The organism is Agrobacterium sp. 6Ca8 (assembly GCF_055382765.1).
Genome location: NZ_AP026433.1, coordinates 1,837,649 through 1,862,857 on the forward strand (window position 1 = coordinate 1,837,649; position 25,209 = coordinate 1,862,857).

18 protein-coding genes are annotated in these 25,209 nt (G+C 58.6%); 8 read left to right on the forward strand and 10 right to left on the reverse strand.

Annotation, left to right across the window (positions count from 1 at the left end; genetic code table 11):
* Positions 1-98: 98 nt before the first annotated feature.
* The 3 genes from rpoD to ACZ5A6_RS09230 form a co-directional block, all read right to left on the reverse strand.
* Positions 99-2,153: an RNA polymerase sigma factor RpoD gene (gene rpoD, locus ACZ5A6_RS09220; RefSeq protein ID WP_003513359.1), complete on the reverse strand. Its 2,055-nt coding sequence runs from the start codon at positions 2,151-2,153 to the stop codon at positions 99-101.
* Positions 2,154-2,547: 394 nt separating this feature from the next.
* Positions 2,548-4,533 carry a DNA primase gene (dnaG, locus tag ACZ5A6_RS09225; protein ID WP_003513370.1) on the reverse strand — a complete coding sequence of 662 codons (1,986 nt, stop codon included), beginning with the start codon at positions 4,531-4,533 and terminating at the stop codon, positions 2,548-2,550.
* Positions 4,534-4,915: 382 nt separating this feature from the next.
* Positions 4,916-5,365 (reverse strand): GatB/YqeY domain-containing protein, encoded by a 450-nt coding sequence (locus ACZ5A6_RS09230; protein ID WP_174061144.1) that lies wholly within the window; start codon positions 5,363-5,365, stop codon positions 4,916-4,918.
* A gap of 339 nt (positions 5,366-5,704) precedes the next feature.
* Between ACZ5A6_RS09230 and carA the strand changes: the two genes are divergently transcribed.
* The gene (carA, locus tag ACZ5A6_RS09235) at positions 5,705-6,910 is read left to right on the forward strand and encodes a glutamine-hydrolyzing carbamoyl-phosphate synthase small subunit (RefSeq protein WP_003513375.1); all 1,206 of its coding nucleotides are present in this window, start codon (positions 5,705-5,707) and stop codon (positions 6,908-6,910) included.
* A 39-nt stretch (positions 6,911-6,949) separates the two neighbouring features.
* On the opposite strand, the gene ACZ5A6_RS09240 is transcribed toward carA, so the two are convergent.
* The gene (locus tag ACZ5A6_RS09240; protein WP_174061048.1) at positions 6,950-8,347 is read right to left on the reverse strand and encodes an MATE family efflux transporter; all 1,398 of its coding nucleotides are present in this window, start codon (positions 8,345-8,347) and stop codon (positions 6,950-6,952) included.
* 329 nt (positions 8,348-8,676) lie between these two features.
* Between ACZ5A6_RS09240 and mcpU the strand changes: the two genes are divergently transcribed.
* Both mcpU and ACZ5A6_RS09250 read left to right on the forward strand, forming a co-directional pair.
* Positions 8,677-10,767: a methyl-accepting chemotaxis protein McpU gene (gene mcpU / locus ACZ5A6_RS09245; RefSeq protein WP_065659165.1), complete on the forward strand. Its 2,091-nt coding sequence runs from the start codon at positions 8,677-8,679 to the stop codon at positions 10,765-10,767.
* Positions 10,768-10,967: 200 nt separating this feature from the next.
* Positions 10,968-11,447 carry a DUF2938 domain-containing protein gene (locus ACZ5A6_RS09250; protein WP_174042785.1) on the forward strand — a complete coding sequence of 160 codons (480 nt, stop codon included), beginning with the start codon at positions 10,968-10,970 and terminating at the stop codon, positions 11,445-11,447.
* A 40-nt stretch (positions 11,448-11,487) separates the two neighbouring features.
* Here ACZ5A6_RS09250 and ypfJ read toward each other — a convergent pair whose 3' ends face one another.
* Positions 11,488-12,417 carry a KPN_02809 family neutral zinc metallopeptidase gene (gene ypfJ / locus ACZ5A6_RS09255; protein WP_003513383.1) on the reverse strand — a complete coding sequence of 310 codons (930 nt, stop codon included), beginning with the start codon at positions 12,415-12,417 and terminating at the stop codon, positions 11,488-11,490.
* 95 nt (positions 12,418-12,512) lie between these two features.
* Positions 12,513-13,001, reverse strand: a complete 489-nt coding sequence (locus ACZ5A6_RS09260) for a DUF2306 domain-containing protein (RefSeq protein WP_112673545.1) — start codon at positions 12,999-13,001, stop codon at positions 12,513-12,515.
* 48 nt (positions 13,002-13,049) lie between these two features.
* On the opposite strand from ACZ5A6_RS09260, the gene ACZ5A6_RS09265 reads away from it, so the two are divergent.
* A complete protein-coding gene (locus tag ACZ5A6_RS09265) occupies positions 13,050-13,916 on the forward strand; it encodes a LytTR family DNA-binding domain-containing protein (protein ID WP_019565240.1) in 867 nt (288 codons plus the stop codon).
* 156 nt (positions 13,917-14,072) lie between these two features.
* Entirely contained in the window at positions 14,073-17,561 is a 3,489-nt protein-coding gene (gene carB / locus ACZ5A6_RS09270) for a carbamoyl-phosphate synthase large subunit (protein ID WP_065702531.1), read from the forward strand.
* Positions 17,562-17,644: 83 nt separating this feature from the next.
* Here the strand turns inward: carB and ACZ5A6_RS09275 are convergent, their stop codons facing one another.
* From ACZ5A6_RS09275 to ACZ5A6_RS09285, 3 genes are all read right to left on the reverse strand, one after another.
* Positions 17,645-18,784, reverse strand: coding sequence for a GGDEF domain-containing protein (locus tag ACZ5A6_RS09275; RefSeq protein ID WP_464110916.1), 1,140 nt, complete (start codon positions 18,782-18,784; stop codon positions 17,645-17,647).
* Between the two features lie 151 nt (positions 18,785-18,935).
* A complete protein-coding gene (locus tag ACZ5A6_RS09280) occupies positions 18,936-20,381 on the reverse strand; it encodes a UdgX family uracil-DNA binding protein (RefSeq protein WP_174061046.1) in 1,446 nt (481 codons plus the stop codon).
* Entirely contained in the window at positions 20,381-21,613 is a 1,233-nt protein-coding gene (locus ACZ5A6_RS09285; RefSeq protein ID WP_013636565.1) for a putative DNA modification/repair radical SAM protein, read from the reverse strand. The genes ACZ5A6_RS09280 and ACZ5A6_RS09285 overlap by 1 nt, the downstream gene beginning before the upstream one ends.
* A gap of 221 nt (positions 21,614-21,834) precedes the next feature.
* Here ACZ5A6_RS09285 and greA point away from each other — a divergent pair, with 221 nt between their 5' ends.
* Together greA and ACZ5A6_RS09295 are read left to right on the forward strand one after the other, a co-directional pair.
* Positions 21,835-22,311, forward strand: coding sequence for a transcription elongation factor GreA (gene greA / locus ACZ5A6_RS09290; protein WP_003513396.1), 477 nt, complete (start codon positions 21,835-21,837; stop codon positions 22,309-22,311).
* Between the two features lie 91 nt (positions 22,312-22,402).
* Positions 22,403-23,458, forward strand: a complete 1,056-nt coding sequence (locus ACZ5A6_RS09295; RefSeq protein ID WP_174061045.1) for a glycosyltransferase family 4 protein — start codon at positions 22,403-22,405, stop codon at positions 23,456-23,458.
* 31 nt (positions 23,459-23,489) lie between these two features.
* Here the strand turns inward: ACZ5A6_RS09295 and ACZ5A6_RS09300 are convergent, their stop codons facing one another.
* Positions 23,490-23,957 carry an Lrp/AsnC family transcriptional regulator gene (locus ACZ5A6_RS09300; protein WP_003513401.1) on the reverse strand — a complete coding sequence of 156 codons (468 nt, stop codon included), beginning with the start codon at positions 23,955-23,957 and terminating at the stop codon, positions 23,490-23,492.
* A gap of 254 nt (positions 23,958-24,211) precedes the next feature.
* Here ACZ5A6_RS09300 and trxB point away from each other — a divergent pair, with 254 nt between their 5' ends.
* Positions 24,212-25,186 carry a thioredoxin-disulfide reductase gene (trxB, locus tag ACZ5A6_RS09305; RefSeq protein WP_003513403.1) on the forward strand — a complete coding sequence of 325 codons (975 nt, stop codon included), beginning with the start codon at positions 24,212-24,214 and terminating at the stop codon, positions 25,184-25,186.
* Positions 25,187-25,209 lie beyond the last annotated feature (23 nt).

Genomic DNA, 25,209 nt, shown 5'->3' on the forward strand with positions numbered 1-25,209 from the left:
TTTCACACATAAGGCTTGTCGCAGAGATCGCCAGTGCGGGAAACAAAAAACCCGGCCAGAGGTGACTGACCGGGTTCAATTTTAAAGCAGGCAGAGGCTTAGCTGTCGAGGAAACTTCTGAGCTTTCTGGAGCGGCTCGGATGCTTCAGCTTGCGAAGTGCCTTCGCCTCGATCTGACGAATACGTTCGCGCGTGACCGAGAACTGCTGGCCGACTTCTTCCAGCGTATGGTCGGTGTTCATGCCGATGCCGAAACGCATGCGCAGAACACGTTCTTCACGCGGCGTCAGCGAGGCGAGAACGCGGGTCGTCGTCTCGCGCAAGTTCGCCTGAATGGCGGCGTCGATCGGCAGCAGCGCGTTCTTGTCCTCGATGAAGTCGCCGAGATGCGAATCCTCTTCGTCACCCACAGGGGTTTCGAGCGAAATCGGCTCCTTGGCGATTTTCAGAACCTTGCGCACCTTTTCAAGCGGCATGGCAAGCTTTTCCGCCAGCTCTTCCGGGGTCGGCTCGCGGCCGATCTCGTGCAGCATCTGGCGCGAGGTGCGAACGATCTTGTTGATCGTCTCGATCATGTGAACCGGAATACGGATCGTGCGCGCCTGGTCGGCGATCGAACGGGTGATCGCCTGTCTGATCCACCATGTCGCATAGGTCGAGAACTTGTAACCACGGCGATATTCGAACTTGTCCACCGCCTTCATCAGGCCAATATTGCCTTCCTGAATGAGATCGAGGAACTGCAGGCCGCGGTTGGTGTATTTCTTGGCGATGGAGATCACGAGACGCAGGTTGGCCTCGACCATCTCCTTCTTGGCGATACGCGCTTCGCGCTCACCCTTCTGCACCATGGAAACGATGCGGCGGAATTCGGCGATGGAAATACCGGTTTCCGTCGACAGATTCTGGATTTCCTGACGGATCTCGCGGATCGTGTTGCTTTCCTCGCGGGCGAATTCCTTCCAGCCGCGGGCGGCCAGATTGGCAATCGACTTCATCCAGTTCGGATCGAGTTCCGCACCGTGATACTGCTCGAGGAAGCTGTCGCGCTTGACGCCATAGGATTCCGCAAGGCGCAGCAGCCGGCCTTCGTTCTGCATCAGACGCTTGGAAATATCGTAAAGCTGCTCGACAAGGCTGTCGACACGGTTCTGGTTCAGCGACAGCGACTTCACAGCCGTGATCAACTGGTCCTTGAGATCCTTGTAGCGGCGCTCCTGACCGGAAGACAGGGTCCCCGTGCAGGCAAGGCGAGCCTCGACCTGCTGGTCCTGAAGCTTGCGCAGCTTCTTGTAGGTGTCGGCAATGGTGTCGAGCGTTTCCATGACCTGCGGACGCAGCTCGGCTTCCATCGCGGCAAGCGAAAGGTTGGACTCGTCGTCGTCCTCTTCTTCCTCTTCCGGCGGCAGGCCATCGCCACCCACATCAGTCACATCCTCGTCACCGGAGGGCGCACGCAGTCTGCGGGTCTTTTCCTTCTCTTCGGCGGCCTTGCGGTCCGCCTCGATCTTTTCCGGGCTCTGGAACTGCGGGGCAGCCTTGGCTTCCGGGCCGGAATAAGTGGTTTCGAGATCGATAATCTCGCGCAGCAGCGTCGTGCCTTCGTTGAGTTCGTCGCGCCAGATGATCAGCGCCTGGAACGTCAACGGGCTTTCGCAAAGGCCGGAGATCATCGTTTCGCGGCCGGCCTCGATGCGCTTGGCGATGGCGATTTCGCCTTCGCGCGACAGAAGCTCTACGGAACCCATTTCGCGCAGATACATGCGCACAGGATCGTCGGTACGGTCGGTGGGTTCTTTTTTCTTCGCGGTCGCAAGCGCGGTACCGCCGGAAGGTGCCAGTTCGCCGCCTTCGGACTCTTCGTTATCGGAATCGTCGCTTTCGGCTTCGCCCGGTGCTTCCTCGGCATCCTCGTCCTCGATAACGTTGATGCCCATATCGGACAGCATCGCCATCGTGTCTTCGATCTGCTCGGACGTCACTTCTTCGGACGGCAGGACGGAATTCAGCTCGTCCATCGTCACATAGCCGCGCTTCTTGGCGGCCTTGATCATCTTTTTGACCGCGTCATCCGAAAGATCGAGAAGCGGACCGTCCGTCGCACCGTCGCGTTCGTTTTCTGCTTCTTCGTTTTCTTTGACTTTGGTTGCCATCTATCTCGTCGCTTTCCCTGACGCTAACACCTGTTCCGCCGCATAGCCGTTCGCCTTGAGAGCATCCGGCTGATAACAGCGAATCACTGTCAGACACCTAACGGAGTGATCTTTAATTGCCGATTAACCACGGCAGCCTCAGGCAGAATGCAAAGACAGTGCACCCGAAAATGCTTGCTCATGCAATTTCTATCCGCCAAGGCTCATTCCACCTTACTATTCCTGAATTGGTGATTCCCGCTATTTCCCGCCCCGTCAAGCCTTTGAGGGCGAGACAGCCACGGAAATTCATAAAAAGGGCCGCATTTTGCGAGTTATCACCAGACTACCCCCTATTTAGGGCGCTTGCAGCAAAAGGCAACCCCACACGTCTTTCTATTCTTGGCCGCAGTCCTCAGCCATGGCCGACAGCCGGACCCTTTACCCGGCCGGACATGACGCCGAAACCATCGATGATCGCTTCCTGATTTTCCATTCGGCCAATTTCCAGCTGAACTTCGGCCAGCGCCCGCACCAGAAGCGTGCCGCGTTCGTCGTCCGTCGCCTCGCCTATTTCCCGTTCCAGCTCGCGCTTCTGCCAGAGCAGGGATTTCGTCCTCTTGTGCAGGGAAAGCGCCTGCACATATCCCTCACGCGCATCTTCCAGCGCCGCCTGTTCCGTGGCCGTCCACAGGCGCGCATTGCGCACCTGCTGGTCCATGGTTTTCAAAAGCACCTCGAAACCCTGCTGCGACAGGCGCTCGATCAGCCCTGCCCGCGAAATCTCGGCCGCACTTTCCGCTGCAAAGGTCAACACAGTCGACCACAGGCGTTGCAGATCGCGGTTCTCGTAATCGATCGCGGCGATCTCGTCATATTCCTCAAGCAGCAGTTCGGGATGGTTGACGATGGTGATTGCGAGAACGCTTTCGCGAAGTGAAGGCTTGGTCTGGTGCCCCCTGACCAGACCGGACTGGGTAAGCCGGTCGGAAATGTTGCTGGCCGGCGCAGCCATGGCTCCACCCCGTCCGGAAGCGTTCCTCTGGAACCCGCGCCCATTACCCTGCTGGCCATCGCGGCGGAAATTTCCACCCTGCGAACCGCCCTGCTGAAAACGTGGCTGGAAGAAGGCATTGAGCCTGTCGCGCATATCCTGCTGGTAAAAACGCCGCACCGCCTCGTCGCCGATGACGGCAACGATCTGCCGCAGCCGGCTTTCAAGCTGGGCACGCTTTTCAGGCGTATCGAAAGTCACCGAAGACGTCTCGCGGCTCCAGATCATCGCCGCGAGCGGTTTTGCCTCGGAAAGCACACGGTCAAAAGGCGCACGCCCCTCCAGCCGCACGAGATCATCAGGGTCTTTTCCGTCGGGCAAAAGCGCAAAACTCACCGAACGATCAGGCTTGATATGCGGCAGGGCGAGATCGGCTGCGCGGTTGGCGGCACGAATGCCGGCGCCGTCGCCATCAAAGCAGAGGATCGGCTGCGGCGACATTTTCCACAGGAGCTCAAGCTGGCTTTCCGTCAGCGCCGTGCCGAGCGGGGCGACAGCATTTTCGACACCCGCCTGATAAAGCGCAATGACATCCATATAACCTTCGACGGCAATGACGGTGCCGCCGGAAGCCTGCGAGGCGCGCCGCGCGCGGGCGAAATTGTAGAGAACATTGCCCTTGTGAAAAAGCTCGGTCTCGTTGGAGTTCAGATATTTGGCCACTGCATCCGCCGCCATGGCGCGGCCGCCGAAAGCGATCACCTTTTCGCGCGACGACAGGATCGGGAACATGATGCGGTCGCGGAAGCGGTCATAGGAAACCGGCACGTTTTCATGCACCACCAGCCCGCAGGCTTCCATCTGTTCGCGCGCCACACCCTTGCTCGCCAGATGCTCCTTCAGCGCATTGCGGCTATCTGGTGCAAAACCGAGCCTGAATGTCTCGATGGTGCGCCCAGTCAGCCCGCGATCGCGCAGGTAAGCCCGCGCCCGTGCACCTAGCGCGGTCTGCAACTGATCCTGAAAGAACAGCGTCGCCATTTCCATGACGTCCTGCAACGAGGTGCGCTCGCGCTCGCGCTTCTCAGCCTGCGGATCGGGCTGCGGCATGGAGATGCCGGCCATGTCGGCGATCTGCTGAACGGCTTCGGGGAAACTCAACCCCTCGAGATCGGTGAGAAACCGGAAGTGATCGCCGGAAACACCGCAACCGAAACAATGGTATCGCCCCTTGCGATCCTCGCAGTGAAAACTCGGGCTTTTTTCGCCATGGAACGGGCAGCAGGCCCAATAATCGCCCCGCGGCGTATTGGTCTTCTTCTTATCCCAGGACACACGTCTGCCGATCACATCGGAGATGTTCACGCGGTCGCGTATCTCATCGAGAAAAGAATTGGAAAATCGCATGGGTTACCTGTTCGAGGCCAGTCTTTCATATAAGCGCAGAAAGGGGTCAGTACCAAACCCAAAGAACCGGAATACCCGATATTCACAGGCCATCGCACTAAAACCGCATCGCCGCTGTCGCCCGCTTCGGGCAAATTTATGGCAGCGCATCATCACAAAAAATTATGTTTTTGTAATTTGAGCCAACCGTCGCCGAGGTATAAAACATATTCAAAGGCAGCGCCCGGACATTCTCATAAAGCTGCTGACGCCCGCAGGCACGTCCCCCGAAAAACGCCTGCGCGTGACCGCATTTTGATCCGCCGAAATGCGCCTTCGTCGGCAGCAAAAAGGCAGGGCAGCCATGGCTGCCCTGCCTTTACTTTTTCCGAACGGGCGAAACCTACTTCAGCAAATCCTTGACGACGCCGGAGGCTTTCGCGAAGTCGATCTGGCCGGGATAGCGCTCCTTGAGCGCATTCATGCACTTGCCCATGTCACGCAGGCCGGAGGCGCCGGTTTCGCTGATGACGGCCTGGCACAATTCGCGAACCTTTTCGGCCGGAATCTCTTCCGGCATGAATTCCTTGATGATGACGATTTCCTCGCGCTCCTGAGCGGCAAGCTCGGGGCGACCGGCACCATCATAGATGCTGGCGGACTCTTCCCGCTGCTTCACCATCTTGGTCAGGATCTGCATGATCTCGTCGTCGGTGACGGGGTCCTTGCCCACGCCGCGATTGGCAATATCGCGATCCTTGATGGCCGCCTGGATGAGACGCACGGTCGATGTACGCCGGGCGTCACGAGCCTTCAGCGCGTCTTTCAGAGTATTAGCGAACGTGTCGCGCATCATTTCTTCTTCTCCTTGGGAAAGTGCATTCCGCAGCTTCTCGACACGGAAACTTTCCACCTTATTTTTCGAAACGACATAACCGAGCAAACCCGCTCAAGCAAATCAAATGCATAAGCCTTTGAATGTGCGAAGGTTTAATTCCGCGTAAATCTCGAGCCTGCGGTTGACCGTTTAAGCAGCTTTCGTTATTTTCCGGCACCTGCACGAGATTTTAACGAAGGGTCAAAACGCGAGTTTTTCGCGCGCCCCTTTATGTCACGAAGCCTGCGACAAAAAATGGCCCCTCTCCCCCTGCCTTTCAAGAGGCGGGGTGCGAAGCGGCAGAAACGGAACGAGATGACCGAGACAGCGCCCTGGACTACCCGCAAACCGACCGCAATGCTTGTTCTTGCCGATGGCACAGTGATCGAGGGAACGGGGATCGGCGCAACCGGCAAGGTACAGGCGGAAGTCTGCTTCAACACCGCACTGACCGGTTACGAAGAAATCCTGACCGATCCGTCCTATCTCGGCCAGATCGTCACCTTCACCTTCCCGCACATCGGCAATGTCGGCACCAATGAGGAAGACATCGAAGACCTGACGCCAGCCGCCCGCCGTGGCGCAGTCGGCGTCATCTTCAAGGCCGACATCACAGACCCTTCGAACTTCCGCGCCGCCAAACATCTGGATGCCTGGCTGAAAGCCCGCGGCGTCATCGGCCTTTGCGGCATCGACACGCGCGCGCTGACGGCATGGATACGCGAAAACGGTGCACCGAACGCGGTGATCGCCCATGATCCCAACGGCGTGTTCGACATCGAGGCGCTGAAGGCGGAAGCCAAGGCATGGAGCGGCCTCGTCGGCCTCGACCTCGCCATCGAAGCCACATCCGGCCAATCCTCCACCTGGACGGAAACGCCTTGGGTTTGGAACGAGGGTTACGGCACGCTGAATGAAGCCGATGCGAAGTACCATGTCGTCTGCGTGGATTTCGGCGTCAAGCGCAACATCCTGCGCCTCTTCGCCGGTCTCGATTGCAAGGTCACGGTGGTTCCGGCCCAGACATCCGCCGAAGACATTCTGGCATTGAAGCCGGATGGCGTTTTCCTTTCCAACGGTCCGGGAGATCCGGCAGCGACAGGCGAATATGCCGTACCGGTCATTCAGAACCTCATCAACAGCGACCTGCCGATCTTCGGCATCTGCCTCGGCCACCAGATGCTTGGCCTGGCCGTCGGCGCCAAGACTGAAAAGATGCATCAGGGCCACCACGGCGCCAACCATCCGGTCAAGGACTTCACCACCGGCAAGGTGGAAATCGTTTCCATGAACCACGGTTTTGCGGTTGACGCCAAGTCGCTGCCTGATGGCGTCGAAGAAACCCACACGTCGCTGTTCGACGGCACCAATTGCGGCCTGCGCATCGTCGGCAAGCCGGTCTTCTCCGTCCAGCACCATCCGGAAGCATCGCCAGGCCCGCAGGACAGCCACTATCTCTTCCGCCGCTTCGTCAACCTGCTGCGCGAGAGACAAGGTGAGGCAGCGCTCGCCGAGCGCTGAGACATCTTCGGAAAATCAGGAAAAATATACGGCCCGCTTTCAGCGGGCCGTTTTCATTTCACGCTTCACCAGAATGACGAAACGTATAGTCAGGAGAACGGCCGCCGTCGAAAGGCCGATCACGAAACCGAACCAGACGCCACGTCCGCCAAAGCCGAGCGGAAAGGCCATGGTCCAGGCCAGCGCCAGCCCGATCGGCCAATAGGAAATCAGCGCCAGCATCGCCGGAATGCGCGCATCCTTCAATCCGCGCAGCAAACCTGCTGTCACAGCCTGGATACCATCGACCAACTGGAAGATGCCGGCGATCACCACGAGGCTGCTTGCGTAGGCAAGCACTTCCGCCGCTTCCGGCAACTTCGCGTCAAGAAACCACTTCGCGAGAAATTCCGGAACAGCCGCAAACAGGATGCCGCCGCAAACGGCAATGCCGCAGGCAATCGCGTAGACCATGATGGCGGCGCGCACGAGGTTCCTGAAATCACCCTGACCGAACGCGACACCGACCCTCACGGTCGCCGCCTGCGACAGGCCGAGCGGGATCATGAAAGCGATGGAGGCAAGCTGCAGGGCGATTCCATGCGCCGCAAGCTGCACGGTGCCAATCTGTCCCATCAGGATCGAAGCGGCCGCAAACAGCGTCACTTCGGCAAGGATGGTGATGCTGATAGGCAGGCCAAGGCGCAGCACTTCGAACAGCGCATGCCAGTCCGGCCGCCAGAAGCGCACGAACAGCTCGTATTTCCTGGTTTCCTCACGCGTCTGCACATAAGCGACGATGAAGATGAAGCTGAAGGCATTGACGATGACGGCAACGACGGCCGCGCCGTTCATGCCCATCACCGGCAATCCGAAATGGCCGAAGACCAGCGCATAGGCCATCAAGCCATTCAGCACCAACATGATGATGGTGACATACAGAATGATGCCCGCACGGCCGATGGCACTGACAAGCCCGCGCAGCACGTAAAAAAGCAGCGCCGGCAAAAGGCCGAACTTGGCGATGGTGAGATAATGGCCGGTCAACGCCGCAACTTCGGGGTTTTGCCCGAGATAGACCAGAATGCGCTCAGCATTGAAGAATATCGGCAAGGCAAGAATCCAGTACGCGATTGCCACCCACATGCCCATGCGCAGCGAGCGGCGGGCAGCCGTCGCATCGCCCTGCCCGTAAGCCTGCGCTACCATTGGCACCACGGCCACGGAAAATCCCGAACCGAAAATGAAGACAACGAAGAAGAACTGCCCGGCCAGCACCATGGCCGCCAGCTTCTCAGCTCCGAGCTGACCGACGATGACCATATCTGTAGTGTGGATGCCAAGCTGCGCGAGCTGCGCACCGACAAGCGGAATTCCAAGCGCAAGCGTAGCCTTGAAATGCGAAAGCCACGACCCCGATCCAGAGGGAACGGTTTCTGCAACAACCGACGAAGACATTGTAATTCACCTGAATTTTGGCCATTGCCCGCGAATTGCGCAATGGCAGCAGGTGATGAATAAAATATTCCCTTCCTGCACGCAACCTTTGCGGATCAATGATCAAAATTTACGCAGAACGGCAATTTTACGTCCACTTGGGCCGAAACGGCGTGACATAAAACAAATTTAGCCGAATTTTACCATTTCACTTTACGCATTAGAATATCGCGAAGTTCTTTCAAACCATAAGCTGCATGACGCAGAATATTCCCGCCATTGAGGCATGTCTTTCCCATTATTTTCCAAGATGAGCCGAATGGGCACATCTGGTTCCAAGGACGTGTAGCTTGCCCAAAAAAACCAATCTCATGACGCGCATTCTGTTTGCGGCATCATCGCTTGTCGTTGCCGCTTTTGCCGGCTTTTCCTTCTATATCGACAGTCTTCAGCACCAGGTGACAACGCAAGCCGTGGCGGAAAATATCGATTCGTCCGGCAAGCAGGCAGCGCAAAGCATCGCCAACTGGCTGAACGGCCGCATCATGCTGACCGAAACGGTTGCGAAGACGCTCGCCAAGCTCCCAGATGACGACGCCAAACTGCAGTTCCTCCAGAACGACGTGCTGACGGCTCAGTTCATGTCCACCTATTTCGGCAATGCCGAAAGCGGCAGTTTCACGACTTTCCCGAAATTGCCATTGCCGGAAGGCTACGACCCGCGCAAGCGCCCCTGGTATCTGGACGCCGTCAAGGCCGGCAAGCCAGTACTGACCGAGCCCTATAGCGATGCGTCGACCGGCGGCCTTATCATCACTGCCGCCATTCCCGTGTCCATCGACGGCAAGCTGGCCGGCGTGACGGGTAGCGACTTCTCGCTGGATTCGCTGGTCACGATGATCAAGTCGGTGGATGCCGGCAAGGATGGATACGCCTTCCTCGTCAGCAAGGACGGCAAGATCCTCATGCATCCCGATGCGAAATTCGTCGACAAGCCGCTGACCGATCTCTTCAAGGTTGATACACCGGCAATTTCTTCCGCGATTTCGCAAACCGAGATCGACGGCAAGGGCAAGATCACCAGCTTCATTCCCGTCGCTGGTCTGCCCTCGGTCGATTGGTATCTCGGTTTCGTTGTCGATTCCGACGTCGCCTATAGCGCGATCGGCCAATTTCGCCTCGCGGCAACCATCGCTACGATCCTTGCCGCCGCGATCATGATCGCCCTTCTGGCAACCGTTCTCAGCCGTTTCATTGTTCGCCCCGTCACGCAGATGACTGCTGCCATGGAAAGGCTTGCCGCCGGCAATCTCGATGTCGCCATTCCCGGCCAGGAGCGCAGTGACCAGATCGGCTCGATGGCTGCGGCGGTTGCCGTATTCAAATCGAACGCCACGGAACGTCTGCGTCTTGAAGGCGACGCCGAACAGAACCGCACGCTTTCCGAACAGGAGCGCAACGACCGCGAACGACTGGCGGCGAAAGACGCGGCCGACATCCAGTTCGCAGTCGATTCGCTGGCAAAGGGACTGACGCACCTTTCGAACGGCGACCTCAACTACCGGATCGAGACACCTTTCGTGACCCGCATCGACCGCTTGCGCGACGACTTCAACAACTCCGTCGCCAAGCTGAACGTTGCCTTGAGCACAGTCGGCCAGAATGCACGCGCAATCGATGCCGGTGCTGGAGAAATCCGCCAGTCTGCCGACGATCTGGCCAAGCGCACCGAGCAGCAGGCCGCCTCTGTCGAGGAGACTGCGGCCGCACTTGAGGAAATAACCACGACGGTCAAGGATTCCGCCCGCCGTGCCGAAGAGGTAGGCCGTCTGGTCGACCGCACGCGCAACAATGCCGAGCAGTCCGGCATCATCGTCGAGGACGCTGTTCGCGCCATGGAAGGCATCGAAAAATCGTCGTCGGAGATCAGCAACATCATTGGTGTGATCGACGAAATCGCCTTCCAGACAAACCTGCTTGCGCTGAATGCCGGCGTGGAAGCCGCCCGCGCCGGTGAGGCAGGCAAGGGTTTTGCCGTCGTCGCACAGGAAGTGCGCGAGCTTGCCCAGCGCTCGGCAAATGCCGCGAAGGAAATCAAGACGCTGATCAACGCCTCAACATCACAGGTGCAATCCGGTGTCGATCTCGTCGGCAATGCCGGCAAGGCGCTGGAAACCATCGTGCGCGAAGTCCAGGAGATCAACCGCCACATCGACGCCATCGTAACGTCGTCGCGCGAACAGTCCACCGGACTTCAGGAAATCAACACCGCCATCAACACCATCGATCAGGGCACCCAGCAGAATGCCGCCATGGTCGAAGAACAGACTGCGGCAAGCCACGGCCTCGCCTCGGAAGCGGCGGCGCTCAACGAATTGCTTGCGCAGTTCCAGCTCGCCACGGCAACGCGGCGGCAGGCTGAATATGGGCGTGCCGCGTAGAGCGAGAATAGCTCACTTGTGAGACCATCGCACCGTTACCCCGGATCCAGTCCGGCATGACGGAGGAGACGTTTCAGTATTCATTATGGCCGGAGCGATCCGGCCATTTTTCTTGTCCGCCCTCAGCACGCGAAAAACCCTGTTCACGCCACTCACACGATCAGCTAGAGCTTGGTCGATCATGATTTGCGGAGGGATCTATGCTGGATTTGATTTGGCGCGGTATTGCCATGGGGGTTGGTGGCACCGTGTTTATGGATATATGGGCGATTGTGCTGCACCGGTTTTTTGGCCAGTCCGCCCCGAACTGGGCGCCGGTCGGCCGCTGGTTCTGGCATCTGCCGAAGGGCAGGATATTTCACGACAGCATCGCCACGGCCGCACCTTACGAGCATGAACTGGCGCTCGGCTGGATTTCGCATTATGCCGTCGGCATTCTCTACGGCATCATTCTCGCCCTGATAGTGCCGGCCTCGTGGTTTTCAGAGCCGTCCTTCATTCAGCCTTGGATCGTGGGCATCGTCACAGTCGGCGCGGGCTGGTTCCTGCTGCAACCTGGCCTCGGCATCGGCTGGGCGGCATCGAAGACACCGAATCCCACGAAGGTTCGCCTACTCAACCTTGTGGCCCATACCATCTTCGCCCTCGGCATGTATGTCGTGGCGCTCTTGATGCGCTGAATAAAAAGGGGGCTGAAAAGCCCCCTCGTTCATTTGATTATCAGATATTCGCCGAAAAGGTGTCGCAGTCCTCGACGCGTCCGTTCTGGAAGCCGCGCTTGAACCATTCCATGCGCTGCGCCGACGTGCCGTGGTTGAAACTGTCAGGCACCACATATCCTTGAGTCTGCTTCTGCAGGGTGTCGTCGCCGATCTGGTGAGCAGCGTTGAGCGCTTCCTCAAGGTCACCGGTTTCCAGAATTCCCTTCTGTTCGGTGAACTTGCCCCAGATACCGGCATAACAATCGGCCTGAAGCTCCACACGCACCGACATCTTGTTGGCATCCACCTGGCTCATGGACTGGCGGCGGCGGTTGAACTCCGGCAGGACACCGGTCAGGTTCTGGACGTGGTGGCCCACCTCATGCGCAATCACGTAAGCCTGCGCGAAATCGCCAGACGCGCCGAAACGCTTGTCCAGTTCACTGAAGAAACTGGTGTCGAGATAGACCTTGCGGTCACCAGGGCAATAGAACGGGCCGCTGGCCGCAGAGGCAGAACCGCAGGCAGACGCAACCTGCCCGGAAAACAGCACAAGGGTCGGTTTCTGATAGGTCTCGCCGGCGGACTGGAAAATGCCGCTCCAGGTATCTTCCGTCTCAGCCAGCACGGTGCGCACGAAAGCCGTCGTCTCGTCGGACGATTGGCCCTGCGGCCGAGTGCCCGCCTGCTGGCCGGATTGCTGCGTGGTACCGCCCCCATCCAGTGAAATGTCTCCGCCCGAAAGCAGCGTCAGCGGATTGATGCCAAGCACCCAGCTGATCAGCAGGATCAGCAGAAGACCGCCAATGCCGATACCGCCGCCGCGGCGCCCGATCGGCACGCGCATTCCGCCACGCGAAAAAGGATCGTTGCCGGATGGCCCCGATCCCGCCGACATGCCGCGCCGATCCTCGATATTGTCCGACTGGCGGCGCCCTCTCCATTCCATGCTTTTCTCTCCGCAAACGTCGCCTCAACAGGCAACCTTATAACGGCACTATAATACATCTTGTTCCGGAAGAAAGCGGAGGTGGGTGCATTCGTTCAGGAGGTTCGCCGCCTTTGCGTGAAGACGGTCAGAGACAGCAGGGCAAACACGAACACGCCCGCGAAAAGCACCACAAGACCCGGCTGACCGTCACCGAAAGCAACCTCGTGAATGATCCGCCCCGGAACGAAGGTGAAACCGCCTGCGATGACGATACCGCCGAGATAAACACTCTGCATGATCCTCATATGGCGCCTGATTTCGCCCCTGCGCGCGAAAAGGACCGATTGCAGACAGCCATATATGGTGAGAACCGATAAAAGATGAATCGGGCTGAAACCGTAAAACACCCTCAATTCATGAATGAAGAAGGTCGAAACGGACGTCATGACCATCAGCGTCACCCAAATCCTGCCGAGTAGCCGGTGGATGGCGGTTCCTTTGGGGCGAAGGAAAATGAAGGCGCCGAGAATCGCGGCCGGAACAACGGTGGCGACATGGAATTGCACGGCAAGCGGTGCGTCTAGCAAAGGCTGAAGTGACATGGTGAAGCTTTTTGACCCGGTTGAAATTATCGCTAACTTCGGCAAAACATGCGCGAAAGAAAAACGCATTGGCGTCAACCGCAGGAAAACTTCGTGGATCACCTCTCTTTGCAGTCCACGCTTCGTGAAATGCACGCCATCCTGCAATCGCGCAGACTGTGGCTGACCTTCCTTGCCATATTGGCGATCTTCATTCTGACCGGCCCTTTCGGGACAAGTGAGACCATGAGTTTCGCCGACCGGCTGCTTTACTGGACAATCGTTCAGGCTGGCGCATGGACGTTCGCAATATCCTTTTCCATCCTCGCCAACACCATCCTTGCCAGCAGCATTGAAAATATGCTGACACGCATGATGATCGGCTCGCTGACGGCAGCCCTGCCCATCGGGCTGCTGCTTTCCATCATGAACCAAATCTTTTCCGGCAGGGAAATGGGTTTCGCCGCCTTTCTGAAAAGCAGCATGTCGGCCCTGCCGCTCTGCGCCATCTTTTGCCTGCTGAGCTACCTCACGGCCTGCCAGTCACGCGCAACGGCAACGGATGCCGTTGCGGACCCGAATGGAGATGCCAAAGGTGAGGTGAAAAGCATCGCGCCGCTGCTGGAGCGGCTGCCGCCGCAAAAGCGCGGAGAATTGCTGCGGCTGTCGGTGCAGGACCACTATACCGAAATCGTCACCACGCGCGGCCATCAGCTCGTTCTGCTGCGTTTTGCCGATGCGCTGAAAGAAATAGGCCTCACGGAAGGCTTGCAGGTGCACCGTTCCCACTGGATTGCCATTTCCGACGTCGTCTCGTTGCGTAAACAGGCTGGCCGTCTGCACGTCATTACAAGAGACGGCTCGGAAATACCCGTCAGCCGCTCCCATAGCGCGGCCGTGCAGGCCCGTTTCGCCGCGCATACACCGGCGGGTTAAGAGTTTCTGTCGATTCCGGAATTTATGGGGTTCCGTTCTCAAAAACATTTGCCTATAAGCCGCTTCTAGCCTGAAAACTTTGAATTGCGCGCCCCGGCCGGTGATCTTTCACCCTGGCTGGTGTTTTGCGCAACCAAAACGCGGAACGAGAGAGCCATGCCGAAGCGCCAAGATATCAAGTCCATCCTCATCATTGGCGCAGGACCGATCGTCATCGGCCAAGCATGTGAATTCGACTATTCCGGCACCCAGGCCTGCAAGGCGCTGAAGGAAGAGGGTTACCGGGTCATTCTGGTGAACTCCAACCCGGCCACCATCATGACCGATCCGGGCCTTGCCGACGCAACCTATGTCGAGCCGATCACCCCGGAAGTCGTTGCCAAGATCATCGCCAAGGAACGTCCGGACGCGCTGCTGCCCACCATGGGCGGCCAGACCGCGCTCAACACCGCGCTGTCCCTGAAGCGCATGGGCGTTCTCGACCGCTACAATGTGGAAATGATCGGCGCCAAGCCCGAAGCCATCGACATGGCCGAAGACCGCGCCCTCTTCCGCGAGGCCATGGCTCGCATCGGCCTTGAGACGCCGAAGTCCATGCTGGCCAACGCCACTGAAATCAAGGACGCCGACCGCAAGAAGCACGAAGCTGCCCGCGCCGAACTCAAGGCGAAGCTTTCCGGTACGGAACTGGACAAGGCGCTGGACGATCTGGAAAACCAGTGGAACCTTGGCGAGACCGACCGCAAGCAACGTTACATGGCGCATGCGATTGCAATCGCCGCCCAGGCGATCGACCATGTCGGCCTGCCCGCCATCATCCGCCCGTCCTTCACGCTCGGCGGCACCGGCGGCGGCATTGCCTATAACCGCTCCGAATTCTTCGACATCGTCTCGGGCGGCCTCGACGCTTCGCCGACCACCGAGGTGCTGGTCGAAGAATCGGTTCTCGGCTGGAAGGAATATGAGATGGAAGTGGTCCGCGACACCGCGGACAATTGCATCATCATCTGCTCCATCGAAAACATCGATCCGATGGGCGTCCACACCGGCGATTCCATCACCGTTGCGCCAGCGCTGACGCTGACCGACAAGGAATACCAGATCATGCGCAACGCCTCGATTGCGGTGCTGCGTGAGATCGGCGTGGAAACCGGCGGCTCGAACGTGCAGTTCGCCGTCAACCCGAAAGACGGCCGCCTCGTCGTCATCGAAATGAACCCGCGCGTTTCGCGCTCGTCCGCTCTCGCCTCCAAGGCGACCGGCTTCCCGATCGCCAAGATCGCCGCCAAGCTCGCCATCGGCTATACGCTCGACGAGCTGGAAAACGATATCACCGGCGGCGCGACGCCTGCCTCGTTCGAACCGTCGATCGACTACGTCGTCACCAAGATCCCGCGTTTCGCCTTCGAGAAGTTCCCGGGCGCCTCGCCGATCCTCACCACGGCCATGAAGTCCGTCGGTGAAGTCATGGCCATCGGCCGCACCTTCGCAGAATCGCTGCAGAAGGCGCTGCGCGGCATGGAAACCGGCCTCACCGGTCTCGATGAAATCGAAATCCCCGGCTTTGAAGAGGGCGAAGGCTCCAAGAACGCCATCCGCGCCGCCATCGGCACGCCGACGCCGGATCGCCTGCGCATGGTCGCCCAGGCGCTGCGCATGGGAATGACGGAAGAGGAAGTCCACGAAAACTCGAAGATCGACCCCTGGTTCATCGCCCAGTTCAAGGCAATTGTGGACATGGAAGCCCGTGTCCGTGAGCAAGGCCTGCCGCAGGACGCAGAGAACCTGCGCATGCTCAAAGCCATGGGCTTTTCCGACGCCCGCCTGGCAATTCTGACGGGCAAGCGCCCGAAGGAAGTGGCCGAGCTGCGCAACAGCCTCAATGTTCGCCCGGTCTTCAAGCGCATCGATACCTGCGCGGCAGAATTCGCCTCGCCCACCGCCTACATGTATTCGACCTATGAAATCCCCTTCGTCGGCGCCGCCCGCTCTGAAGCGCAGGTTTCCGACCGCAAGAAGGTCGTCATCCTCGGCGGCGGTCCGAACCGTATCGGCCAGGGCATCGAGTTCGACTATTGCTGCTGCCATGCCGCCTTCGCGCTTAAGGATGCAGGCTTCGAAGCGATCATGATCAACTGCAACCCGGAAACGGTTTCGACCGACTACGACACTTCCGACCGCCTCTATTTCGAACCGCTGACGGCCGAAGACGTGATCGAGATCATGCGCGCCGAACAGGAAAAGGGCGAGTTGGTCGGCGTCATCGTGCAGTTCGGTGGCCAGACGCCGCTGAAGCTGGCCGAAGCGCTGGAAAAGAACGGTATCCCGATCCTCGGCACCGCGCCTGACATGATCGACCTTGCCGAAGACCGCGACCGCTTCCAGAAGCTTCTGATGAAGCTCGACCTCGCCCAGCCGAACAACGGCATCGCCTATTCGGTTGAACAGGCGCGCCTCGTCGCTTCGGAAATCGGCTTCCCGCTGGTCGTGCGTCCGTCCTATGTTCTGGGTGGCCGCGCCATGCAGATCATCCATTCGGAAGGCCAGCTCCAGACCTATCTGCTCGATACGGTTCCGGGCCTCGTGCCAGAGGACATCAAGCAGCGTTACCCGAACGACAAGACCGGCCAGATCAACACCCTGCTCGGCAAGAACCCGCTTCTGTTCGACAGCTACCTGACCAACGCCGTCGAAGTCGACGTCGATGCACTGTGCGACGGCGAAAACGTCTTCGTGTCGGGCATCATGGAGCACATCGAAGAAGCCGGTATCCATTCGGGCGACTCGGCCTGCTCGCTGCCTTCCCGTTCGCTGAGCAAGGAAACCCTCGACGAGCTGGAACGCCAGACGACGGCGCTTGCAAAGGCGCTCAACGTCGGTGGCCTGATGAACGTTCAGTACGCGATCAAGGACGGCACGATCTACGTTCTCGAAGTCAACCCGCGCGCCTCGCGCACGGTGCCCTTCGTTGCAAAAACCATCGGTGCGCCGATCGCCAAGATCGCTGCCCGCGTCATGGCCGGCGAAAAGCTTGATGCGGCGATTGCCGCTTACGGCAAGAAACCCGATCCGCGCAACCTGAAGCACATCGCCGTCAAGGAAGCCGTTTTCCCGTTCGCCCGCTTCCCCGGCGTCGACATTCTGCTCGGACCGGAAATGCGCTCGACCGGCGAAGTCATCGGCCTCGACACCGATTTCGCACTCGCCTTCGCCAAGAGCCAGCTCGGCGCCGGCGTCGACCTGCCGCGCTCCGGCACCGTCTTCGTCTCGGTGCGCGACGACGACAAGGACCGCGTGTTGCCCGCAATCCGTATTCTGGTCGAGAGCGGCTTCAGGGTACTGGCAACCGGCGGCACCCAGCGTTTCCTTGCTGAACAGGGCATCAACGCCGAGAAGATCAACAAGGTGCAGGAAGGTCGTCCGCATATCGAAGACGCCATCCGCAACCGGCAGGTCCAGCTGGTCATCAACACCACCGACAGCAACAAGGCGATTTCCGACTCGAAGTCGCTGCGCCGCGCAACGCTGATGCAGAAGGTGCCCTACTACACGACGATGGCCGGTGCGGAAGCAGCAGCCCTTGCCATCAAGGCGCTTAAGGCCGGCAATCTGGAAGTGAAGCCCTTGCAGAGCTACTTCCTGTAAAATCAGCCGACAACGAAGATCATGGAAACGCCGCGGGTCATGCCTGCGGCGTTTTGCATTGTCTCACAAAAAGCTCAAAAGCCTCACGCCGCCAGGGCTTCGCGCACGCAATTGCGCCCATCCGTCTTGGCGCGGTAAAGGGCGCGGTCCGCCATTTCCGCCAGGGTCTGAAGATCGCAGCGCATATCGCCGCTGGTTGCGACGCCGATGCTGATCGTCACGCCGACACGCAAACCGCCGCAATCGACTTCGGTTATCGCAATCGCATCGCGAATGCGTTCTCCGATCATGCAAGCCTTTTGAACACCGGCACCCGGCAGGAAGATGATGAACTCCTCGCCACCGTAACGCGCCAGCACGTCACCACCGCGTATGCTGCCGCCGATACGCTTCGCGACTTCCTGAAGAACGCTGTCGCCGACGGCGTGGCCGAAGCGGTCGTTGATTGATTTGAAGTGGTCGATATCGAGCAGCATCGCCGCATCGTGGGGACCCGGCACCACCGGCATGGCCTGGAAGAAAAAACGACGGTTCTTGACGCCCGTCAAAGGATCGGTGTTGGCGAGAACCAGCAATTTGCGCTCTGACCGCTCGGCTACCAGCATCATCACGAACAGCGCAATGGCGAAGTTCAACATGATGATCAAGAAAAACGCATTGACCAGATCGATGGCGGCGTATTGGGGCAAAAGCACGCTCTTTGCCACCGACAACGAAATCAGGCCGGAAATACCCGCAATCGCGCCCAACGCGAAGCGGGACAGGAGTGGCTCCTTGCGCCACCGCGCAAAAAGCCCGCCCGCTCCCGCAAGATAGGCCACAGCCGCACAACCGTTGAACAGGGCCGCACGATAAGCGTTATTGTCAGCCACCTGCTGTGCAAGGACAATTGCCAGCAAGGCAATCAAACAGACAGCTGATACTGTCCCCCTGCTGGCAGCACGTCCATCGCTCACGATTTTCAGGCCAAGCCAGATCAGCGCATAACCCACGATACCGAAGACGATGCTGCCGAATTGCCACAAGGCCGGAGACATTATTCCCCATTCGCCGTACCCAGCGAGCGTGGAGCCGGCAGCCATGGCTGCGAAGCCTGCTGCAAGAGCTGTCGGGCCGTGCAAACCACGATTTGTGAGCTTCAGATATATAAAACTCAGCATTCCAACAATGTAAGAACACTTTTGCATCAGTATCACTGTTGCAAGATCTAGCTCGCCGAGCATCATACATCCACGCAATGAATAAATATAAATATCTGAATTATGGTATCAAGTATAAAATTTCAATAAAAATAACAATAAACAAAAATTTAATCATATCGATGAAGACATCGATGATCATCCAATATAACGTAAAAACACACAGAACATTCTATTAGAACAATCTTATAAAATCAATTTCATTCCTGAAATTCTGCATTTCCGCCTCCTTCTGCTGCGAGTCTGGAAGGCGAAGAAGATAGGAAGGGTGCACCGTGACAAAAAGCGTCCGCTCCTCCTGCATCGGTATCGGGCGACCCCGAACCTCGGAGACCTTTTCCTTTCCGCCTGTCAGCGCATAAAGCGCAGTTGCACCCATGGCAACGATAAGCTTCGGCCGTACCAGCTCGATTTCCTTGTTAAGCCACCAGCGGCATTGCTGCACCTCGCCCGCATCCGGTCGCTGGTGAATGCGCCGCTTGCCGCGGGCCTCGTATTTGAAGTGTTTGACGGCGTTGGTGACATAAAGCTTTTTACGGTCAATACCGGCTTCAACCAACGTCCGGTCGAACAGCTGACCAGCGGGACCGACGAAAGGTTTTCCGGCAAGATCCTCGTGATCTCCCGGCTGTTCCCCGACGATCATCACTTTCGCATCTTCAGGTCCCATGCCGAATACTGTCTGCGTTGCCTTGCAATGCAGGGCGCAGCGCGTGCATTGGCCAGCCTCCCGCGCCAATGAAGCGAGAGTACCGTCCGGCGCCGGTGGCGGCTCTTCACGCGCCGAGGCCGCGGCCTGCAGGCGGTGATGGAATGGTTGCGGCTGGCTCGCAGCCTTTGCCGCCATCTCCAGCACCCGCGCCTCGGCACCGAGAACGAGACCTGGAATAAGCTCGGCTTCCGGCAAATTTTTCCAGTATTTCTTTGGCATCTCTGCCGTCATCGCTTTTATCTTCAGACGCGCCGGATTGAATATATTGGCATAATAGGTTCGCCACAGCTCGTCCGTTTCATCCGTCAGCTCAGGCTTGGACGCGGCCTGCGGCGATGTCTCCAGCACGTTTCCGTCCCACCGCGCGGAACCGTTCGGTGTCGCGATCAGCCAGTCCATATCCGTGAACCGCCGCTGGAAAAACGGGGCAGTGCGCTCGACGATGAAGTGATCCGGCTCGAACCATGCGACGAAGCGCCGCCGCGCGCCCTTCCCCTGCGGCAAGGATAATTCCTTGAAGCGAACAAAGGCCGTCATCTTGTGACAATCGCGGCGGACCGATTTTTCAAGCTGCCGGGCTTCGGAAACATCCGCATCGGACTTGAACTGCAACAGGGCGCGATCCCGCTTCAGCCGCCACAGCAACCGGTAAAGCAGTGCGAAACGACCCGGATCGCTATGACAGATAATCGCTTGCGCCAACGTCACGAAGGAGGCTGGAACGGACACCTGCACGTCATCCGCACGGGCCGCCGGCAAAGGCTCTCCGGCAAAATCGAGAAGCCCGGCTTTCTCATCCCGCAACCGCCAGTCAATCGCCTCCGGCGGCACATTGGCGGCGAGAGCCGCGCGCGCCGCATCACGCCACTCGCCGAAATCGCCCCGCCCTTCCAGAACCGGGCCGTACATCACAGCAGCGATAATTGTTCGGGCTGCGGAGCAAACATCGCTCGCAAATCCGGCCGTTCAGTCAGCTTGCCCGGCGTCCAGCCCTCGGCAACGATGAAGGCCTTCACCTTTTTCAGGGAAACGCCGAAGCGGGCGATATCCTCCAGCCGCAATCGGCGAAACCGGCGTGAAGACAGGATCGAGGCGACCGTCTTGGTACCGAAGCCGGGCACGCGCAGCAATATTTCGCGATCCGCCACGTTCACGTCCACTGGAAAACGGTCGCGATTTTTCAGCGCCCAGGCAAGCTTCGGATCTATATCGAGATCGAGCATTCCGTTACCGCCGATCGCGGTTATTTCACCAATGTCGAACCCATAAAAACGATAAAGCCAGTCGGCCTGATAAAGCCTGTGTTCCCGCATCAAAGGCGGCTTGATGAGCGGCAGGTTCTTCGACGAATCCGGAATGGGGCTGAAAGCCGAATAATAGACGCGCCGCAAACCATAGCTGCCATAAAGCCGGGCGCTGGTGGACAGAATGGTGCTGTCATCAGCCCCATCCGCCCCAACGATCATCTGCGTGCTCTGTCCGGCAGGCGCAAAACGTTTGGTCTTTCGCGTCCTGACAGTCGGCTCCCCCGCCTCCTCAATCTTCAGGCGGATATCAGCCATCGAGCGGCGAATATTGGCGGGCTGCTTTTCCGGCGCAAAACGGCTGACGCCGCTATCAGTCGGCAATTCGATGTTGATCGACAGCCGGTCGGCGTAAAGCCCCGCTTCCTCAATAAGCTTTGGCGATGCTTCGGGAATGGATTTCAGATGGATGTAGCCGCGAAAGCCATGCGTGACGCGCAGTTCCCGCGCCACCCGCACCATCTCTTCCATCGTGTGATCGGAAGAGCGGATAATACCGGAAGAGAGAAACAGCCCCTCGATATAGTTGCGCCGATAGAACTCCAGCGTCAGCCACACCACCTCCTCGGCAGTAAACCGCGCCCGCTCGACATTGCTCGAAGAACGATTGATGCAATAGGCGCAATCATAGATACAGAAATTGGTGAGCAGTATCTTCAGGAGCGAAATGCAACGCCCGTCCGGTGCATAGGCATGGCATATGCCTGACCCCTCTGTGGAGCCAAGTCCGCCGGATGCAGCAGAGCTGCGTTTCGTCGTGCCGCTGGAGGCACAGGACGCATCGTATTTGGCCGCATCGGAAAGAATGGCCAGCCGTTGCCTGATTGACTTCTTCATGGTTATGTTCACTATATGTTCTATTGAAAAATGTCAATCTCATCTGTTAAAGCCCTGAACGAATGCAAGAAAATGCCCGTCTCAAATTTGCTGGCATTTCGTTGTCGTCTTCTGATATAGTCGGCTTAGTTATGATTTTGGCATGGTTCCGAAGTTCCCCTCCGGAACCTGTTTCTTTTTGTGTCTGCAAGTAAAGCGACAGGACTGCGAAGGATAAAAAAATGGTAGAAAAAGTACCGATGACGCACGGTGGATTCATCAAGCTGCAGGAGGAGCTGCGCTTTCGCCAGCAGGAGGAGCGTCCCCGTATCATCGAGGCAATTGCGGAGGCGCGCGCCCATGGCGACCTTTCGGAAAATGCCGAATACCACGCTGCCAAGGAAGCCCAGAGCCATAACGAAGGCCGCATCACTGAACTCGAAGACTTGACCGCACGCGCGGAAGTCATCGACCTTTCCAAGATGTCCGGTTCCAAGATCAAGTTCGGCGCCACCGTCAAGCTTATCGACGAGGATAGCGACGAGGAGAGAATCTATCAGATCGTTGGCGACCAGGAAGCCGATGTGAAGGCTGGACGGATTTCCATTTCCTCGCCCATCGCCCGCGCCCTCATCGGCAAGGAAGTCGGTGACAGCATCGAAGTCAACGCACCGGGCGGCGCCAAGGGTTACGAGATTCTCGCCGTACAGTGGGGCTGATCTGCCCTTTCATGCAATGCGCCCCTCGGGCGCATTGCATTGATATCCTGAACTGAACATCCTGCCTTAGCCGCAAAGACGGAAGCCCATCTTGTCCCACGCCAGTCTGAAAGATGTGCAGGTGCTTGCGCCGAACTTCAAGCGCAGGCTCTCCGGCGTTACCTCCACCATCGTTCAGCTTATTCCGGTACAAAACCGGCTGGGTCAGAAAGTGGCCGTCATCGGCCCCGGCCTGCCGCAGCATCTGCCACATGTGCGCTTCCGTGATCTGTGGCGGCTCTGGCAAAACGGCCCGCTCAGCGGTCCGCGCATCTGGCACGCCCGCCGCAATCTCGAAATGTTGCCGGGCATTCTCATGCGTGACGTGCTGCGCATGAAGGTGAAGCTGATGTTCACCTCGGCGGCGCAAAGGCGACATTCCGCCTATACCCGCTTTCTGATTTCGAAAATGGATGCGGTCGTCGCGACAAGCGGCCGCTCAGGCTCGTTTCTGGAAGTACCACACAGCGTCGTCATGCATGGCGTCGATACCGAGCTGTTTCATCCCGCAACCGGCCCGGAGGATACGATCGCTTCGACCGGCCTGCCGGGGCAATTTCTCATCGGATGTTTCGGACGGGTGCGCCACCAGAAGGGAACAGACCTTTTCGTGCGCGCCATGATCGAACTTCTGCCCGACTATCCCGAATGGACGGCCGTCATCTCCGGCCGCGTGACCGCAGAGCACAAGGCCTTCGCCGACAAGCTCGTGGCCGATGTCGCAGCAGCCGGTCTTGCGGACCGCATCGCGTTTCAGGGCGAGGTGGACGACATCAAGCCCTGGTATCGGCGGCTAACCCTCTATGTCGCACCGTCACGCAACGAGGGCTTTGGCCTGACACCACTGGAAGCCATGGCGTCCGAGACGGCTGTCGTTGCCAGCAATGCCGGCGCCTATGAGGAAATGATCGTCAAGGGCGAGACCGGCATGGTCGTTGAGGCCGGCGACTACGCGTCCCTGCGGGATGCCATTAAAACCTATCTTGCCGATCCTGCTCTCGCCAGTGACCATGCCCGTGCCGGACTTGCGCATGTGCGTACTGCATTTCCGCTGGAAAAAGAGGCGACCAGTCTCGGCACGATCTATGACGCGTTGCGGCGCGGGTAAGCGCCGGCGCAATCACTCAAAGGTCCGCCGATCAGATTTCGACCAGACCGACGCGTTTGACCTGACGGATGGTGAGCATGGTGCGCACGGTGTCGACGTTTTCGTCCGCTGTCAGAACCTCGATGACGAAATCCTGAAACTCGGTCAGGTTTCTGGCGATGCAATGCAGAAGGAAATCGCTTTCGCCGGATACCATCCAGGCCTGGCGCACCAGCGACCATCCGGCCGTCGCCGCTGCAAAGGCTTTCAGATTGCTGTCCGACTGGCGCTTGAGGCCGACCATGCAGAAGGCAACGAGATCGAAACCGAGCTTCGGCGCGTTCAACATGGCGTGATAACCCTCGATCACGTCGGCTTCTTCCAGCTTGCGGACGCGCCTGAGGCACGGCGGCGCGGAAATACCGACCCGTTCGGCCAGCTCCACGTTGGTCATGCGCCCGTCGCGCTGCAATTCGCGCAGGATTTTCAGATCGATGGCATCGAGTTCGACGCTGGTCACGGAGAGGTTCCTCGTTAAGCCGGAGAACTTCCTTGTACTACCAGGCGCAGGATTCGCAACAATATGCCGCCGGCCGGTCACAAAATTGCGCACGCATCCACAACTGCCTTGTTGGTAACGCAAGGCTGCCCTTGAATAAAGGCACTAGACAACCTTAAATACCGGGCAACGAAGGGGTTGCGGCCTGTCCACCGTGCTGCGGCTGGAATGTTCTGCTGCCGAAAGGCCCCGCTACTTTAAAAAGGATTGTTTCCATGTCTGCCCGCCATACCAAGGTATTGATCATTGGCTCTGGTCCCGCCGGTTATACCGCGGCGATCTACGCGGCCCGCGCAATGCTGAAACCCGTGCTGATTGCCGGCATGGAACAGGGTGGCCAGCTGATGATCACCACCGATGTCGAAAACTATCCGGGCTTTGCCGATCCGATCCAGGGCCCCTGGCTGATGGACCAGATGCTGAAGCAGGCGACGCATGTGGGTGCGGAAATCGTCAGTGACCTCGTGACCGAAGTCGAAACCAACACGCGCCCCTTCGTGGTCAAGACCGATTCCGGTCAGGTCTGGACCGCCGACACGCTGATCATCGCAACAGGCGCAAAGGCCAAGTGGCTCGGTATCGAGAGTGAGCAGCACTTTCAGGGCTTCGGCGTTTCCGCCTGCGCCACCTGCGACGGTTTCTTCTATCGCAACAAGGATGTGATCGTGGTCGGCGGCGGCAACTCTGCCGTGGAGGAAGCGCTCTATCTCGCCCATATCGCCAAGTCGGTAACCGTCGTGCACCGCCGCGACAGTTTCCGCTCGGAGAAAATCCTTCAGGAACGGCTCTTCGCCAAGGAAAACGTCAAGATCCTGTGGAACACGGAAATCGCCGAAATCACCGGCGCTCCCGCCAAGCCGCCAATGCCACCCTCTGTTTCGGGTGTGCGACTGCGTGACACCAAGACCGGTGTGATCAGCGATACGCCCATCGACGGCGTCTTCGTCGCCATCGGCCACGCGCCGGCCGTCGAACTGTTCAAGGGCAAGGTGAAGCTCAAGGACAATGGCTACATGTGGACCGCGCCCGATTCCACCGCTACCGACGTGGAAGGTATTTTCGCCGCCGGCGACGTTACCGACGACATATACCGTCAGGCCATCACCGCCGCCGGTATGGGCTGTATGGCCGCCCTTGAAGCAGAACGGTACCTCACCGCGCAGCAGCCGCTTGCGGTAGCAGCCGAATAACCGAAAGGCAGGATAGGCATGGC